Annotated in this window: 16 protein-coding genes; 1 reads left to right on the plus strand and 15 read right to left on the minus strand. The window is 68.0% G+C overall.

All coding sequences use genetic code 11. The annotated features are described in order from the left end of the window. Positions 1-496: 496 nt before the first annotated feature. Positions 497-1,756 (minus strand): UDP-N-acetylglucosamine 1-carboxyvinyltransferase, encoded by a 1,260-nt coding sequence (gene murA, locus G528_RS0111740; RefSeq protein ID WP_026919136.1) that lies wholly within the window; start codon positions 1,754-1,756, stop codon positions 497-499. A 37-nt stretch (positions 1,757-1,793) separates the two neighbouring features. On the opposite strand from murA, the gene G528_RS0111745 reads away from it, so the two are divergent. After that, on the plus strand, positions 1,794-2,384 hold the full coding sequence (locus G528_RS0111745) for a cob(I)yrinic acid a,c-diamide adenosyltransferase (protein WP_026919137.1): 591 nt from the start codon (positions 1,794-1,796) through the stop codon (positions 2,382-2,384). Between the two features lie 28 nt (positions 2,385-2,412). On the opposite strand, the gene G528_RS0111750 is transcribed toward G528_RS0111745, so the two are convergent. The 14 genes from G528_RS0111750 to prmC form a co-directional block, all read right to left on the minus strand. Next, entirely contained in the window at positions 2,413-2,853 is a 441-nt protein-coding gene (locus tag G528_RS0111750; RefSeq protein ID WP_156890434.1) for a DUF2550 domain-containing protein, read from the minus strand. Positions 2,854-3,012: 159 nt separating this feature from the next. After that, positions 3,013-3,390 (minus strand): F0F1 ATP synthase subunit epsilon, encoded by a 378-nt coding sequence (locus tag G528_RS0111755; RefSeq protein WP_026919139.1) that lies wholly within the window; start codon positions 3,388-3,390, stop codon positions 3,013-3,015. Between the two features lie 9 nt (positions 3,391-3,399). After that, the gene (gene atpD, locus G528_RS0111760) at positions 3,400-4,848 is read right to left on the minus strand and encodes a F0F1 ATP synthase subunit beta (protein WP_026919140.1); all 1,449 of its coding nucleotides are present in this window, start codon (positions 4,846-4,848) and stop codon (positions 3,400-3,402) included. Between the two features lie 39 nt (positions 4,849-4,887). Further along, a complete protein-coding gene (locus tag G528_RS0111765; protein ID WP_026919141.1) occupies positions 4,888-5,847 on the minus strand; it encodes a F0F1 ATP synthase subunit gamma in 960 nt (319 codons plus the stop codon). 1 nt (position 5,848) lies between these two features. Then, a complete protein-coding gene (gene atpA, locus G528_RS0111770) occupies positions 5,849-7,483 on the minus strand; it encodes a F0F1 ATP synthase subunit alpha (RefSeq protein ID WP_026919142.1) in 1,635 nt (544 codons plus the stop codon). A 60-nt stretch (positions 7,484-7,543) separates the two neighbouring features. Continuing rightward, positions 7,544-8,362 (minus strand): F0F1 ATP synthase subunit delta, encoded by an 819-nt coding sequence (locus G528_RS0111775; protein ID WP_026919143.1) that lies wholly within the window; start codon positions 8,360-8,362, stop codon positions 7,544-7,546. Between the two features lie 135 nt (positions 8,363-8,497). After that, positions 8,498-9,052, minus strand: a complete 555-nt coding sequence (locus G528_RS0111780; RefSeq protein ID WP_026919144.1) for a F0F1 ATP synthase subunit B — start codon at positions 9,050-9,052, stop codon at positions 8,498-8,500. A 13-nt stretch (positions 9,053-9,065) separates the two neighbouring features. Then, complete coding sequence (locus tag G528_RS0111785; RefSeq protein WP_026919145.1) at positions 9,066-9,311, minus strand: ATP synthase F0 subunit C; 246 nt, start codon at positions 9,309-9,311, stop codon at positions 9,066-9,068. Between the two features lie 102 nt (positions 9,312-9,413). Further along, positions 9,414-10,154: a F0F1 ATP synthase subunit A gene (gene atpB, locus G528_RS0111790; protein ID WP_425402235.1), complete on the minus strand. Its 741-nt coding sequence runs from the start codon at positions 10,152-10,154 to the stop codon at positions 9,414-9,416. Between the two features lie 298 nt (positions 10,155-10,452). Then, entirely contained in the window at positions 10,453-10,977 is a 525-nt protein-coding gene (locus G528_RS0111795) for a Cg1360 family ATP-synthase-associated protein (RefSeq protein WP_026919147.1), read from the minus strand. 67 nt (positions 10,978-11,044) lie between these two features. Continuing rightward, positions 11,045-12,208 (minus strand): glycosyltransferase family 4 protein, encoded by a 1,164-nt coding sequence (locus G528_RS0111800; RefSeq protein WP_084638186.1) that lies wholly within the window; start codon positions 12,206-12,208, stop codon positions 11,045-11,047. Between the two features lie 52 nt (positions 12,209-12,260). After that, positions 12,261-13,517 carry a serine hydroxymethyltransferase gene (locus G528_RS0111805; protein WP_026919149.1) on the minus strand — a complete coding sequence of 419 codons (1,257 nt, stop codon included), beginning with the start codon at positions 13,515-13,517 and terminating at the stop codon, positions 12,261-12,263. Further along, positions 13,514-14,173, minus strand: coding sequence for an L-threonylcarbamoyladenylate synthase (locus tag G528_RS0111810; RefSeq protein WP_026919150.1), 660 nt, complete (start codon positions 14,171-14,173; stop codon positions 13,514-13,516). The genes G528_RS0111805 and G528_RS0111810 overlap by 4 nt, the downstream gene beginning before the upstream one ends. Further along, the gene (prmC, locus tag G528_RS0111815; protein WP_035719892.1) at positions 14,170-15,060 is read right to left on the minus strand and encodes a peptide chain release factor N(5)-glutamine methyltransferase; all 891 of its coding nucleotides are present in this window, start codon (positions 15,058-15,060) and stop codon (positions 14,170-14,172) included. The genes G528_RS0111810 and prmC overlap by 4 nt, the downstream gene beginning before the upstream one ends. Positions 15,061-15,064: the final 4 nt, after the last annotated feature.

Raw genomic sequence — 15,064 nt, forward strand, 5'->3', positions numbered from 1 at the left:
CTCTCCAACAAAAATGCAGAAACAAACGTTTCAACACAAAGCCAGAAAAAGAACCTGACCAATCCAAAAAACTGACATGGTAAAAATCATCCAAAAACACTCACCAACCACCACACGGCAGCCGGCAAGCACAATCTGTCCAAAATCCCCACGCCACAAAACAAAAATGTGGCACAAGAAATCCAAAACACACTATCGAGTTCTCAAAAAACACACACCCACCAGCACCAACCCCCACAACAGGAGCCAACCACCAGCAAGCACCACCCCGTCCCCGAGGCGACCTTCCCAGCCTAACACCACAAACTCACACCCAGCAAATTGCGCTCTCCGTGAAGAGAGTCACTCTCTGCGGTCGTGATTCCGCTGAATGCAGACCCAGCAGAACACGTCACGATTTCTCGTGATTGTTCTCTGCAGGGGGATGTCTTCGCGGCCGTGCCGCTCTGACTCGCAATAAGTTACGCACACCCGACGCGGAGGTCAAATCGGCTGGTCAGGGTCCCGACACTCGCTCGATCGTTCCCCCGAGAGCCGTCAGGTGCTCCTCGAAGTGCGGGTATCCGCGGTCGATGTGCTCCACATCGTGCACCTCGGTCATACCGTCCGCGACCAGTCCCGCCAACACCAGGCCGACCCCGGCGCGGATGTCCGACGACCAGACCGGAGCACTGGACAGGCGCTGCACCCCGCGGATCACGGCGTGGTGGCCGTCGGTACGTGCATCGGCGCCGAGCCGGACGAGCTCTTCGACGAAGCGAAACCGCGCCTCGAAGACGTTCTCGGTGATCATCGACATCCCCTCCGAGACGGTCGCCAAACCGATGGCCATCGGCTGCAGGTCGGTCGGATACCCGGGATACGGAAGGGTCGCCGTGTTCACCGCGACCGGTCGGTCGTCCTGGACCACCCGGAAGCCGTCGTCGAGACGAGACACCTGTGCACCCGCATCCTCCAGTTTCTTGAGGACCAGACGGAGATGATCGGGGTCCACGCCCCGCACGCGGATGTCGCCGCGGGTCATGGCGGCGGCCACGCCCCACGTGCCGGCGACGATGCGGTCCCCGACCACGTGGTGCGTCGTCGGCTCCAATTCGGCCACGCCGGTGACCGTCAGTGTCGGAGATCCCACCCCGTCGATCCGAGCGCCCATCTCGATGAGCATGCGGCACAGGTCGACGATCTCCGGTTCGCGGGCCACATTGTCGATCGTCGTGACGCCGTCGGCGAGGACGGCCGCCATCAGGATGTTCTCGGTGGCTCCCACCGACGGGAACTCGAGCGCCACCGCGGCACCGGTGAGCGCGTCCGCCTCGGCGACCACGCAGCCGTGCTCGATGGTGCTGCGCGCACCCAGCGCCCGCAGCCCCGCCTGGTGCATGTCGAGCGGGCGCGAGCCGATCGCATCTCCACCGGGAAGCGCCACCACCGCCCGGTGCCGACGGGCCATCAGCGGCCCCAACACGCACACCGACGCCCGGAACTGCTTCACCGCGTCGAAATCGGCGTGGTACTCCGGTTCGGCCGGGACGTCGATGGTCACGACGTCGCCGTCGATGTCGACCCGGGCGCCCAGCCCCCGCAGGACGTCGGCCATGAGGGGGACGTCCGCGATCTCCGGTGCGTTCGTCAGCACGGTCCGCCCCTCGGCCAGCAGCGCCGCCGCCATGAGCTTCAAAACGCTGTTCTTGGCTCCTCCGACGGTCACCTCTCCCGACAGTCGGGCCCCACCGGTCACCACGTAGCGATCACTCACGCACCCACTGTAACGGGGGCGAGTAGATTAGTCGGATATGGCAGTCCATCTCACACGCATCTACACCCGGACGGGTGACGACGGCACCACCGGGCTCTCGGACTTCTCCCGAGTGCCCAAGACCGACGCCCGCGTTCGCGCCTACGCCGACTGCGAGGAGGCGAACGCGGCGATCGGCGTCGCCCTGACTCTCGGCGGCGAGATCCCCGACGACATCGTCGCGGTGTTGACGACCGTCCAGAACGATCTGTTCGACGCGGGCGCCGACCTGTCGACGCCCGTCGTCGAGGATCCCGAGTATCCGCCGCTGCGCGTCCTCCCGGCGTATGTCGACGCGCTGGAGCAGTGGTGCGATGCGTTCGTCGAGGAGGTCGAACCGCTGAACTCCTTCATCCTCCCCGGCGGCACCCCGTTCGCCGCGCTGCTGCACCAGGCGCGCACGACGGTGCGCCGGGCGGAACGCTCCGCGTGGGCGGCCGTCGACGCCAATCCCGACGACACCGAGGTCCTCCCGGCGAAGTATCTGAATCGGCTCTCGGACCTGCTGTTCATCCTCGGTCGGGTCGCGAACGTGCGGGCCGGCCAGGACGACGTCAAGTGGGTGCCGGGCGGCGACCGAAAACGGTGACCCCGTGTCGCCGCCCCGGCGGCGGACCTCAGGCCGCCGGGCGTCGACGCACGCGCCGCAGCGAGCGGGCCTCGATCCACGACAGGAATGCCGTCGACACTTCGGGGCTCATCCCGAGTTCGTAGTGCGCCGACCGCTCCGATCGGCCGACCGCCACCTCGATCACGGTGAAGTCGCCGTCCATGATCTCCAGTTCGGTGTCGACCGGTGTCCGACGTCCGACGATCTCGATGCGCCGCCGCGACAGGGTCACCGACGGTCCCGGACGCAGCGACCGCAGTCGGTAGTAGTTGAGGGCGTCGTCGCCGTAGTGCACCGAACCGTGCCGCCACCCCTCGTCGGTGTCTGCGGGCACGGCCCGAAGCAGCATCGGCGTCCCGGCCCGGCGGATCTCCGAGAGTCGATAGACGACGCCCGCCGTGATGACGAGTGCCGCGACGACGATCGCGACGATGAATACGGCCCACATCGGCACTTTCCGCTACCTCCTCATGTGCAGGTATACCACTGTGCGACGGCCGCGTGCGGAGGGCACCGCCACCGAGCGGGGACAGACCGACGAAAAACCGACAGCCGCCCTGCATCGGCAGGGCGGCTGTCGGTTCGTCATGACGATCGCAGCGCGGTCTCAGCTCACCGCTTCGACGGCGCGCACGCGAGATTTCGCACGAAGGTACTCGTCGCTGCCTTCGGCTGCCGACGAGAGCACCTCTCGTTCGGCGGCGACGTCGATGTCCGAGACGAACTGAGCGTGCTCGGCGAGAACTGTGATCGACTCTGCGCTCACGGACAGGAAACCGCCCTGAACCGCGAACGCCGTTCGATCACCGCCGGCCTCGGTCAGCACGACGCACCCGCCGGGGGCGAGCTCGGCGAGCATCGGCGCGTGATTCGCGAGGATGCCCAGCTCCCCCACCGTCGTCTGCGCGACGAGGAACGACGCGTCACCGGTGTACAGCTCCGTGTCGGGTGAGACGACCTGGAGTCGGAAAGTCTTGTCAGCCATGGCGGGCGACTACTTTCCGGCGATCTTCTTGGCGGCCGCCTCGACATCGTCGAGTCCACCGCAGCTGTTGAACGCCTGCTCCGGCAGGTGGTCGAACTCGCCCTTGCAGACGCGGTCGAACGCCTCGATGGTGTCGGCGAGGGGCACGACGGAACCCTTCTGGCCGGTGAACTTCTCGGCGACGATGAAGTTCTGACCGAGGAACTTCTGCAGGCGACGGGCACGGGCGACCGTGACCTTGTCCTCCTCCGAGAGCTCGTCCATACCGAGGATGGCGATGATGTCCTGCAGCTCCTTGTACTTCTGCAGGATGCGCTTGACCTCGTTGGCGACGCGGAAGTGCTCGTCGCCGACGATCGAGGCCTCGAGGATTCGCGACGTGGAGGTCAGCGGATCCACGGCCGGGTAGATGCCCAGCTGCGAGATCGGCCGCGAGAGCTCGGTCGTCGCGTCGAGGTGCGCGAAGGTCGTCGCGGGAGCCGGGTCGGTGTAGTCGTCGGCGGGGACGTAGATCGCCTGCAGCGAGGTGATCGAGCGACCCTTGGTCGACGTGATCCGCTCCTGCAGCTCACCCATCTCGTCGGCCAGCGTCGGCTGGTAACCGACGGCCGACGGCATACGACCCAGCAGGGTCGAGACCTCGGAGCCGGCCTGGGTGAACCGGAAGATGTTGTCGATGAACAGCAGCACGTCCTGGTGCTGGACGTCGCGGAAGTACTCGGCCATCGTCAGGGCCGACAGGGCGACGCGCATACGAGTGCCCGGCGGCTCGTCCATCTGACCGAACACCAGGGCGGTGTCCTGAAGAACGCCCATCTCCTCCATCTCGAGGTGGAGGTCCGTGCCCTCACGGGTGCGCTCGCCGACGCCGGCGAACACCGAGGTACCGGAGAACTCGCGGGCGATACGGGTGATCATCTCCTGGATCAGGACGGTCTTGCCGACACCGGCACCACCGAACAGACCGATCTTGCCGCCCTTGACGTACGGGGTCAGCAGGTCGATGACCTTGATGCCGGTCTCGAGGATCTCGGTCTTGCCCTCGAGCTGGTCGAAGGCCGGCGGCTTGCGGTGGATGCCCCACTGCTCGCCGTCACGGCCGGTGCCCGGAGCGTCCAGGCAGTCGCCGAGAGCATTGAACACGTGGCCCTTGACGACGTCGCCGACCGGCACCGAGATCGGCTTGCCGGTGTCGACGACGTCCGCGCCGCGGACCAGGCCGTCGGTCGGCTGCATCGACACGGTGCGCACGACGTTGTCACCGAGGTGCTGAGCGACCTCGAGGGTGAGCGTCTTGGCGACCGCCGGCAGGGTGATCTCGGCGTGCAGTGCATTGAACAGGGCGGGGACGGCGCCGCGCGGGAACTCGACGTCGACGACGGGGCCGATCACCCGGGCGACGCGACCGGCGGTCGCCGAGGAGGCACCCGCCGTCGTGTCGGTGACTGCTGCAGTCATGATTACTTCACTTTCCTTACAGGTGTTGTCGTGTCGCGATCAGTTCGCCAGCGCCTCGACGCCGCCGACGATCTCGCTGATTTCCTGGGTGATCTGCGCCTGACGGGCCGCGTTGGCCTGACGGGACAGGGTCCGTTCGAGCTCGGTCGCGTTGTCGGTGGCCGCCTTCATGGCGGTCCGCCGCGCCGCGTTCTCCGATGCGGCCGCCTCGAGAAGCGCCGCGAAGATGCGTGATGCCACGTACTTCGGCAGCAGCGAGTCGAGCAGTTCCTTCGCCTCGGGTTCGAACTCGACCTCCGCGGAGACCTCGACGTGCTCGGCGTCCTGGAGGATGTCCTCCCCCATCTCCAGCTGCTCGACCTCGAACTCGACGTCGATCGGCGCCATGCGGCGCACGACCGGCTTCTGCGTCAGCATCGACACGAACCGCGTGTAGACGATGTGCAGTTCGTCGACGCCCTCGACCTCGCCGTGGTGCGGCGCCGGCAGCGGCACCGTCTCGCCCGACCCGGCCAGGAAGGAGTCCACGAGGTGGTGGACCGCGGCCGAGCTGTCGGCGAAGACGGGCTGCTGGGAGAAGCCCGACCAGCTGGCGGCGATCGGCCGATCGCGGAAGGTGTAGTACCCGATGCCCTTGCGGCCCATGACGTACACCACGGGGTCCTTACCCTCGCTGCGGAGCAGCGACAGCAGTTCCTCGGTCTCCTTGAGCACGTTCGAGTTGTAGCCGCCGCACTGGCCGCTGTCACTGGTCACGACCAGCACCGCGGCGCGGCGCGGGCTCTCGCGTTCAGTGAGCAGTGGACTGTCCAGCGACGTCGACGCGTTCGCGAGCGTCGTGACGACCCGCGTGATCTCCTGGGCGTAGGGGCGAGCGGCAGCCACTCGCGCCTGCGCCTTGGTGATCCGCGATGTCGCGATCAGCTCCTGCGCCTTCGTGATCTTCTTGGTCGATTGAATCGACCTGATCCGTCCGCGCAGCTCCCGGATGGTTGCCATGCTACTTCTGCTTCTTCGTCACTCGGATCGTCTCGGGCTCGACGTCCTCAGCCGACATCGGGTCGGCCTCGACCTCGACGACACGGCTGCCGTCGGCGGCGATGAAACCGGCCTTGAAGTTGTCGGTGGCCGTGCCCAGAGCGGACTTGTCTTCGTCGGTGAGCTTCTTGCCGCCGGCGATGTTGCCGTACACGCCGGAGGCGGTGTGCCGCAGGTCGCCGATCAGCTCGGCCTCGAAGCGCCGGATGTCGGCGACCGGGACCGAGTCGAAGTATCCCGCACCGCACAGGTAGAGCGAGACGATCTGGTCCTCGACGGCCACCGGGCTGTACTGGTCCTGCTTGAGCAGCTCCACCCAGCGGGCACCGCGCTCGAGCTGAGCCTTCGACGCGGCGTCCAGGTCGGAGGCGAAGGCCGAGAAGGCCTCGAGCTCGCGGAACTGCGCCAGCTCCAGGCGCAGCGATCCGGACACGTCCTTGAGGCCCTTGGTCTGAGCGGCGCCACCGACGCGCGAGACCGAGATGCCGACGTTGATGGCGGGGCGGACACCCTTGTTGAAGAGGTCCGACTCGAGGAACACCTGACCGTCGGTGATCGAGATGACGTTGGTCGGAATGAACGCCGAGACGTCGTTGGCCTTGGTCTCGATGATCGGCAGACCCGTCATCGAACCGCCGCCGAGCTCGTCGGACAGCTTCGCGCAACGCTCCAGCAGACGCGAGTGCAGGTAGAACACGTCGCCGGGGTAGGCCTCGCGGCCCGGCGGGCGGCGCAGCAGCAGGGAGATGGCGCGGTACGCCTCGGCCTGCTTGGACAGGTCGTCGAACACGATCAGGACGTGCTTGCCCTGGTACATCCAGTGCTGGCCGAGAGCCGAGCCGGTGTAGGGGGCGAGCCACTTGAAGCCGGCCGAGTCGGAGGCGGGGGCCGCGACGATGGTGGTGTACTCCATCGCGCCGGCCTCCTCGAGCGCGCTCTTGACGCCGGCGATGGTCGAGCCCTTCTGGCCGACGGCGACGTAGATGCAGCGGACCTGCTGCTCCGGGTCTCCGGTCTCCCAGTTGGCCTTCTGGTTGAGGATCGCGTCGATGCAGAGGGCCGTCTTGCCGGTCTTGCGGTCGCCGATCACCAGCTGGCGCTGGCCGCGGCCGATCGCGGTCATCGCGTCGACGGCCTTGATGCCGGTCGCGAGGGACTCCTCGACGGGCTGACGCTCGAGCACCGAGGCCGCCTGCAGTTCGAGGACACGATCGGCGTCCGCCTCGATGGCGCCGAGGCCGTCGATCGGAGAGCCCAGCGGGTCGATGACGCGGCCGAGGAACTTGTCGCCGACCGGCACCGACAGCACGTTGCCGGTGCGCTTGACCTCCTGGCCCTCCTCGATGTTCTCCGAGTCGCCGAGGATGACGGCGCCGACCTCGTCGAGGTCGAGGTTGAGTGCGACGCCGCGGATGCCGCCGGGGAATTCCAGCAGCTCGTTGGCCATCGCGCCGGGGAGGCCCGACACGTGGGCGATGCCGTCACCCGTGTCGGAGACGGTGCCGACCTCTTCACGAGAGGCCTGGCTGCCCACGTCTTCGGTGTAACTTGCGATCGCGCTCCGAATTTCATCGGAGGAGATGGTCAACTCCGCCATGTTCCTGCTCTTCCTGGCTTTCTGTTCTTGGTCTGGGAATCGTGTGTTGTCGGGTGTCGGCTACCGCAGGCCGCGACGCAGTGTCGCGATCTTGCCGGCGATGCTGCCGTCGATGCGCTCGTCGCCGACGCGAACGACCACACCGCCGAGAAGCGTGGGGTCGATCTCGACGTGCAGTGTGACGGGCGACGAGTAGATCTCGGTCAGCTTCGCGACCAGATCGGTGCGCTGTGCACTGGACAGCTCACCGGCGCTGGTCACGTATGCGACCTTGCGACCGTTGGTCGCGGCGGCCAGCTGGGAGAGCGCGTCGATGGCGTCACCCGGCAGTTCGTCGCTTCCGGCGATCGCATCGGATGCGAGCCGTTCCGTGGTCTTCTCCACCTTGCCGTCGATCAGCGTGCGCAGGAGGGCGGTCCGGTCCGCGGCGCTGCGGCTGCGATCGGACAGCGCCTGCTCGAGGGCGTTGTCGCCCTTGATCACGCGCGACAGGCGGAAGAGTTCATCCTCCACCGTGTCGGCCGTGCCGGCGTCCTTCGCTGCGAGCAGGAGTGCCTCCTGCCCGAGCTGGCGCAGACCTGCGGCGAGGTCGGCATCGGACGACCAGGTCCGTGCCACCGTGGACGCGACGAGCGCGCGGGTGGCGTCGGAGACCTTGCCGGACAGAACCTTCTCGGCGACCGCAGCACGATCGTCGGGGGCGGCCGCAGAGTCGGCCAACGCGATGCGCAGCGAGCGGTTGTCGCTCACCGTGTCGGCCACGGCCAGGAGTTCCTCGCCCACGCCCACCGCGTCGGTGCCCGATGCGGCCCCGCGAAGGGTGGTTTCCAGCTCGACGCGGGCCCCGTCGAGGGCTTCACGGCTTGACGCTGCGTACATCTAACCTAATTTCCTGTCTCGAGGAGCACGGCGCTCCTGTGCGGTTGCCCCGTTATCGACTGTTCTGCCTCGGATGCGGCGGAGCGAGGGACGGGATGCGTTCCCGTCCGCTCGCCGACCCGCTTCACCCGAACCTTACTTGGCTGACTGCTCGGCGCCGTCGAGCTCGGTCAGGAACCGGTCGATGGTTCCCGCCTGCTTGACGTCGTCCGAGAGCGACGCCCCGACCAGCTTCTCGGCCAGGTCGACCGAGATCTTGCCGAGATCACCGCGCAGCTCGGAGACGACCTGCTGACGCTGCGCGTCGAGCTGGGAGTTTCCGTTGGCGATGATCCGATCGCTTTCCGCAGTGGCCTGGGCCTTCATGTCGGTGACGATCTGTGCGCCCTGCGACCGTGCCTCGTCGCGGATCGCGGCGGCCTCTTCGCGGGCCCCCGCGAGCTGCTCGCGGTAACTCGCCAGCGCTGCGGCGGCCTCGGCCTGCGCGGCCTCGGCCCGCTCGATGCCGCCTTCGATCGTGTCGCGACGCTCCGCGAGCACCTGCTGGTACTTGGGAATCACGAACTTCCAGAAGACGATCAGGACGACGGCGAACGCGACCAGCGACCAGGTGATGTCGAACCACATCGGGAGCAGCGGATTAGGCGCCTCACTGCTTTCCTCTGCGAGGAGAATGGTGTCGTTGATCATGTGTCAGCCCGAATCAGAGGATGAAGCCGGCGACGATGCCGATCAGCGCCAGGGCCTCGGAGAGTGCGATACCGAGGAACATGGTGGTGCGGATCTGGCCGGCCAGCTCGGGCTGACGGGCGATGCCCTCGATGGCCTTGCCGGCGACGATGCCGACGCCGATGCCGGGGCCGATGGCTGCGAGGCCGTAACCGATGGCACCGAAGCCGGAGCCGTCGATGGTGTTATCGGCAGCGAGGGTCTGGGCGATGAAGCTCATCTTGCGATTCCCTTTCTTGGTGGCTCCCCACCCGGTCGAGTGAGCGAGTCAGTGTGTGCGAGTTCCGGCGGTCTGCACCGGCGCTCGGGACGGTCGGTCGGGTCAGTGCGAGTCCGCGTGGATCGACTGATCGATGTACACGGCGGTCAGCAGGGCGAAGATGTACGCCTGCAGACCGATCACCAGCAGCTCGAAGAACGTGAAGCCGACGGCAGCGAGGATGCCGCCGATGCCGGCGAAGGTCCACAGGCCGCTCTGGTCGATGATGAAGTACTGGGTGGCTGCGAAGAACAGCGCGAGCATGATGTGGCCCGACAGCATGTTGGCCATGAGTCGGACGGTCAGCGTGAACGGCCGAAGGATGAAGGTCGAGACGAACTCGATCGGCACCAGCAGGAAGTGGATCGGCAGCGGGACGCCCGGCAGGACGATCGACGACTTGATGAAACCGAAGAACCCGTACTTCGCGATGCCGACCCAGCAGTAGGTCACGTACGCCACACCCGCCATGACCATCGGCATGCCGATGCGGGCGTTCGAGGAGATGTTGAGGAACGGGATGATCGAGGTGAGGTTCAGGAAGATCGTCACGAAGAAGATCGTCGCGATGATCGTGAGGAACTTGCGGCCGTTCTCCTTGCCGAGGATCTCTTCGGCGATGTTGATCCGCACCCAGTCGAGGGCGTTCTCGGCGACGTTCTGCGCACCGCCCGGCACGATCTTCGGACGGCGCATCGCGAAGTAGAACGCCGCGGCGACGAGCACCGCGACCACCACGCGGATCAGCATGAGCCGGTCCATCGCCCACCAGGCGGGGTCGTCGGTGGTCCCACCGAAGAGCAACTCCGGGAAGAAGTCCTTCAACGTCGGCGTGTGGAACTCGGCGGCGATCAGGGTGGCGCTCAGCGGTCTCTCCCGTTCTCGGGCCCGTATGTCCGTGACGTACGGGGTCCATCGGTCAGTGTGCGAGGTGTCCGGCACGTCGCAGCGGCGCGTGCCAGTCAATCAACCCGCGTGCAGCAGACTAGCAAGTGTGCAGGCCGACCACCGAATCCGGGGGCGTTTCGGACGGTTCGGACGGCCGCCCCGGAGACCTACTATTCCGTGTAGTAGCAGGTCACGGCTCGATATGTGACGATCATCACTTCGGTGATGTCTCGGTGACGTCCGGATCCACGTAGAGGGTCCGCGTGCTCAACACGCCCCAGATCTCGCTGCCGAGGACCGCGACGATCGTGCCCACCAGCATGCTGACCAACGCACCCTTGTCGTAGAAGTCCATGTCGCGGATCACGGCGACCACGGCGAGGACGATCACCACCTTGACCACGTACGACCCCATCAACGCGCCCATGACGACGCTCGGCGACGCCTTGGACGTGGCCAGGATCGTCGCCACCGTGATGAGGATGAAGCCGCCCCCGATGCCCGCACCCACCAGGACTCCCCAGAGCCCCGGCGTCCCCTTGTACGGCCACCACACGAGGAGTCCGAGGACCAACAGAGCGCCCAATCCGATGAGCCCGTAGCGGAGGCCGGTCCGCAGCGGGGCCGTCGATGTCGGAGCCAGCGGAGCGCCCTCCCCTCCGGCCGCAGACTCTGGACTCGGGGTCGAGGTGTCTGCCTCGGGGTCGTCGGGGCGCTGGTTCTCGTCATTGGTCGACACGGATCATCAGGCTACAGGCCCGAGCCGCGGCTGCCGATCCGTGCCCGGCGGGGAGCGGCACGCGAGATCAGAGTGCGCGGCGGCGGAGCATCCGCCCCACCCGGGGTGCGAATGTCGCGAACAGCGCCACGAGCAGTCCCGCCACGAAGATCGGGAGGACGACCTCCCAACTGAACAGGGTGCCCGCCGCGACCGAGAACGCCAACACCCCCACCCACAGGTAGATGAGCAGGGCCACTCGGCGCTGAGTGTGGCCGAGCTGCAGCAGCCGGTGATGCAGATGCATCTTGTCGGGTGTGTAGAAGCCGACGCCCGCGCGCGTCCGCCGGATCACCGCCATCACCATGTCGAGCATCGGGATGAACATGATCGCCGCCACCAGGATCAACGGCGAGAGCAGCGTGAACATGTCGGCGGGACCGTACGCGCTCCGCGCCACACGACCCGACGCGCTCGTGGCCGCCGCGGCCAGCATGAGCCCGATCAGCATGGCGCCGGAGTCGCCCATGAAGATCCGCGCCGGCGAGAAGTTGTGCGGCAGGAAGCCCAGGCACGCGCCGGCGAGCGCCGTGGTGATGAGCGCCGGCGGGTAGTAGCTGACGTCGCCGCCCTGATCGTGCAGCAGCCCCAGCGAGAACAGACAGATCGCGACCGCGGCGATCAGCCCGAGGCCGGCCGCCAGACCGTCGAGTCCGTCGACGAAGTTGATCGCGTTGATCGTCGTGACGGTGATCGCGACCGTCAGCAGTCCGGCCTGCAGCGGGTCGAGGACCACGGTCCCGATGTCCGCGAACGGCACGTAGAGCAGATACCAGCTGACGCCCATGATCACCAGGACGCCCGCAGCCGTGAGCTGTCCGACGAACTTCGTCAACGCGTCCAGACCCCAGCGGTCGTCGACGATGCCGACGAGCACGATCACCCCGCCGGCGGTCACCACGGCCAACGTGTCGTTGGTGTACGAGAACCCGCGGTTGAGCGCCGGGAGCTGCGCGGCCAGACCGATTGCGCACAGCACGCCGAAGTACATTCCGACGCCGCCCAACCGCGGTGTCGGAATGACGTGCACGTCACGCTGACGCGGAACCGCGACCGCGCCGACCCGGACCGCGAGAATCCGGACGAGCGAGGTCAGGAAGTACGTGACGGCGGCCGCGGCCAGGCCGACGATCGCCAGCTCACGCAGTGGGACGCCCGCACCGCTGGACGACTCCAGCGCGTAGGTCGACACCGGGGTCGAGGCGGACGCCAGGACGAGGACGGGACCGGTCACGGTGAACAGGTTACTTCGCTCCCGTCTCGTCGAGTCCCACCACGGAGCCGTGCAGCTCGGCGACGGCCGCCGAGATCCGCGACCGCGCGGCGTCGTCGGCCGGGTCGGTCCGCATCGCCTCGAGCATGAGGTCGGCGATGTCGGGTGCGTGATCGGCGGTGATGCCGTCGGCCGCGAGGACCGCGCTGCCGAAGCGGATCGCCGACCCGTCGTGCACCGGCGCGCCGTCGTACGGTGTCACCGCCTTGTCGACGACCAGCCCGCACGCCGCGAGCCTGCGCGCCGCCTCGCGCCCGGTGATTCCCAGGTCCGCGACCTCCGCGACCGCCAGATGCGTGTCGGTGCCGCCGGACACGATCCGCAGACCGCGCTCGGCGAGCCCGTCGGCGATCCCCGCCGCGACGTCCGCGACCCGGCGAGCGTAGGCCGGGTACGCCGGCGACCCGCACTCGGCGAACGCCACGGCCTTCGCCGCGATCGCGTGCATCGCCGGCGCGCCCTGAATGAACGGGTACACCGCCCGGGACAGCACGTCCGCGTGCCGCGCTCGAGCCAGGAGCAGTCCGCCCCGAGGTCCGCGCATCACCTTGTTGGTCGCAACGGTCACGACGTCCGCGTAGGGCACCGGCGATTCGAGCACTCCCCCGACGGCGAGACCGGCGAGGTGCGCCGCGTCGACCCACAGAACGCATCCGGCCTCGTCGGCGATGGTCCGCATCGCCGCATAATCCCAGCCCCGCGAATACGAGGTGCCGCCGGCGATCAGGATCCGCGGCCGGTGCAGCAGGGCCAGCTCGCGCACCTGGTCGTAGTCGACCCGCTCATCGGTGCGCCGGACACCGTAGTTCACCACCGAGAACCAGCGTCCCGACAGGTTGGCCCGCGACCCGTGCGATTGGTGTCCGCCGTGCTTGAGACTCAGGGACAGCACCTGATCGCCCGGCTGGGCGAAGGCCGCGTACACCGCGAAGTTCGCCAGCGCCCACGACAGGGGCTGCACATTGACGTACTCCGCGCCGAACAGCGCGTGGGCCCGGCTGATCGCGAGCTCCTCCACCTCGTCGACCACCTCGGCCCCGCCGTGGTACCGGTGGCCCGGGTATCCCTCCGCGTACTTGTCGGCCAGGATCGACCCCATCGCATCGCGGACCGCCGGGCTGGCGATCGACTCGGCCGCCACCATCTGCAGCCCGGAGCGGCGGCGGGCCGCCTCCCGCTCGATGAGCCCCGAGACCTCGGTGTCGGGCGCCGACGGCCACCCGCTCACACGGCACCCCGCAGCTCGTCCGCCTCGATGTCGAGGACCTCGGCGAGATCGTCGGCCGAGATGGCGCCCTCCCGCAGGATCCGCGGGGTCGCCCCGGTCAGGTCGACGATCGTCGAGGCCACCGCGTGGTCGGCCGGCCCGCCGTCCAGGTACACCGAGACCGCGTCGCCCAGCTGGTCGAGCGCGGCCTGCGCCGTCGCCGCCGGCGGGTGACCCGATCTGTTCGCACTTGACACCGCCATCGGGCCGACCTCGCGCAGGAGCTCGATCGCCACCGGGTGCAGCGGCATGCGGATCATGACGCTGCCGGACGTGTCGCCGAGATCCCACGCGAGCGACGGGGCCTGCTCGACCACGAGACTCAGACCGCCGGGCCAGAAGGCCTGGACGAGCTCCCTGGCCTCCGGGGAGACCGACCGCACGAGCCCGTCGACCGTGTGCCACGAACCGACGAGGACGGGCACCGGCATGTCCCGGCCGCGTCCCTTCGCCGCCAGCAGCGAGGCGACCGCCTCGCTGTCGAACGCATCGCACCCGATCCCGTACAGGGTGTCGGTCGGCATCACGACCAGCCGTCCGGCGCGCGCCGCGCCGACGGCGGCATCGATGCCCGCCGTTCGTTCGTCGGGATCACTGCACTCGAACACCGCACTCACGGCTCCATCCTTCCACGCCGGGTGGCGGTCACATATCGCGGACGCCCCGCGAGGTCCTCGTGTCCGGTGACGTCGCTGAACGCACCCGTCGCCGCGAACGCCTCGCGCACGGCCGGCCCGGTCGTGTCGTCGTGTTCGATCGCGACGAGGGCGCCGTCGTCCAGCGCTGCGGCCAGGGTCGGCACCAACGCCGCGATCAGTGTCATTCCGTCCGATCCGGAGAAGACCGCCTCGGCCGGGTCGTGAGCGACCTCCGGGGAGATGTGCGAGGCGGTCGGCACGTACGGCGGGTTGCAGACGACCACCGATCGTCCCCGCAGGTGCGGCAGTACCGCGTCGACGTCGGTGACGTCGGCGTCGACGACCTCCACGCGATTGTCGACTCCGGTGGTCGCGACGTTGTCGAGCAGATAGCCTCGGGCCGCTGCGGACTTCTCGACGGCGGTCACCGTCGCGCGGCTCACCCGAGTCGCGATGGCGATCGCCAGGGCTCCGCTGCCCGAACACAGGTCCGTGACCCGCACCGGATCGGCGTCGTTTCCGGTCGCGCCGAGCCGATCGACGGCCCATTGCGCGAGGAGTTCGGTCTCGGGGCGCGGCACGAAGACCCCGGGCCCCACCGCGAGGTCGAGGCCGGCGAAGTGTGCCCGCCCCGTCAGATGCTGCAGCGGAATCCGGTCGGCGCGGCGACCGACCATCGTCTCGACCTGCTCCCGATCGGCCGACGACACCTCGTCGATCAGGATGAGGCGTCCCGGATCGGTCCCCAGGACGAAGGCGACGAGTTCGGCGGCGTCGACGGCCGCCGACTCCACCCCCGCCGCGGCGAGACGCGCTGAGGCCCGACGACGCAGGGCGTCGGCCGTCGACGGCTCCGTCCGGTTCACCGCG

Source organism: Gordonia shandongensis DSM 45094 (genome assembly GCF_000423025.1).
Classification (GTDB): Bacteria; Actinomycetota; Actinomycetes; order Mycobacteriales; family Mycobacteriaceae; genus Gordonia; species Gordonia shandongensis.

What these genes read in the sequence shown, in the direction of transcription:
- G528_RS0111745 (WP_026919137.1), top strand. Translation starts at nt 1,794, where the DNA reads ATGGCAGTCCATCTCACACGCATCTACACCCGGACGGGTGACGACGGC.
- G528_RS0111750 (WP_156890434.1), bottom strand. Translation starts at nt 2,853, where the DNA reads ATGTGGGCCGTATTCATCGTCGCGATCGTCGTCGCGGCACTCGTCATC.
- G528_RS0111755 (WP_026919139.1), bottom strand. Translation starts at nt 3,390, where the DNA reads ATGGCTGACAAGACTTTCCGACTCCAGGTCGTCTCACCCGACACGGAG.
- atpD (WP_026919140.1), bottom strand. Translation starts at nt 4,848, where the DNA reads ATGACTGCAGCAGTCACCGACACGACGGCGGGTGCCTCCTCGGCGACC.
- G528_RS0111765 (WP_026919141.1), bottom strand. Translation starts at nt 5,847, where the DNA reads ATGGCAACCATCCGGGAGCTGCGCGGACGGATCAGGTCGATTCAATCG.
- atpA (WP_026919142.1), bottom strand. Translation starts at nt 7,483, where the DNA reads ATGGCGGAGTTGACCATCTCCTCCGATGAAATTCGGAGCGCGATCGCA.
- G528_RS0111775 (WP_026919143.1), bottom strand. Translation starts at nt 8,362, where the DNA reads ATGTACGCAGCGTCAAGCCGTGAAGCCCTCGACGGGGCCCGCGTCGAG.
- G528_RS0111780 (WP_026919144.1), bottom strand. Translation starts at nt 9,052, where the DNA reads ATGATCAACGACACCATTCTCCTCGCAGAGGAAAGCAGTGAGGCGCCT.
- G528_RS0111785 (WP_026919145.1), bottom strand. Translation starts at nt 9,311, where the DNA reads ATGAGCTTCATCGCCCAGACCCTCGCTGCCGATAACACCATCGACGGC.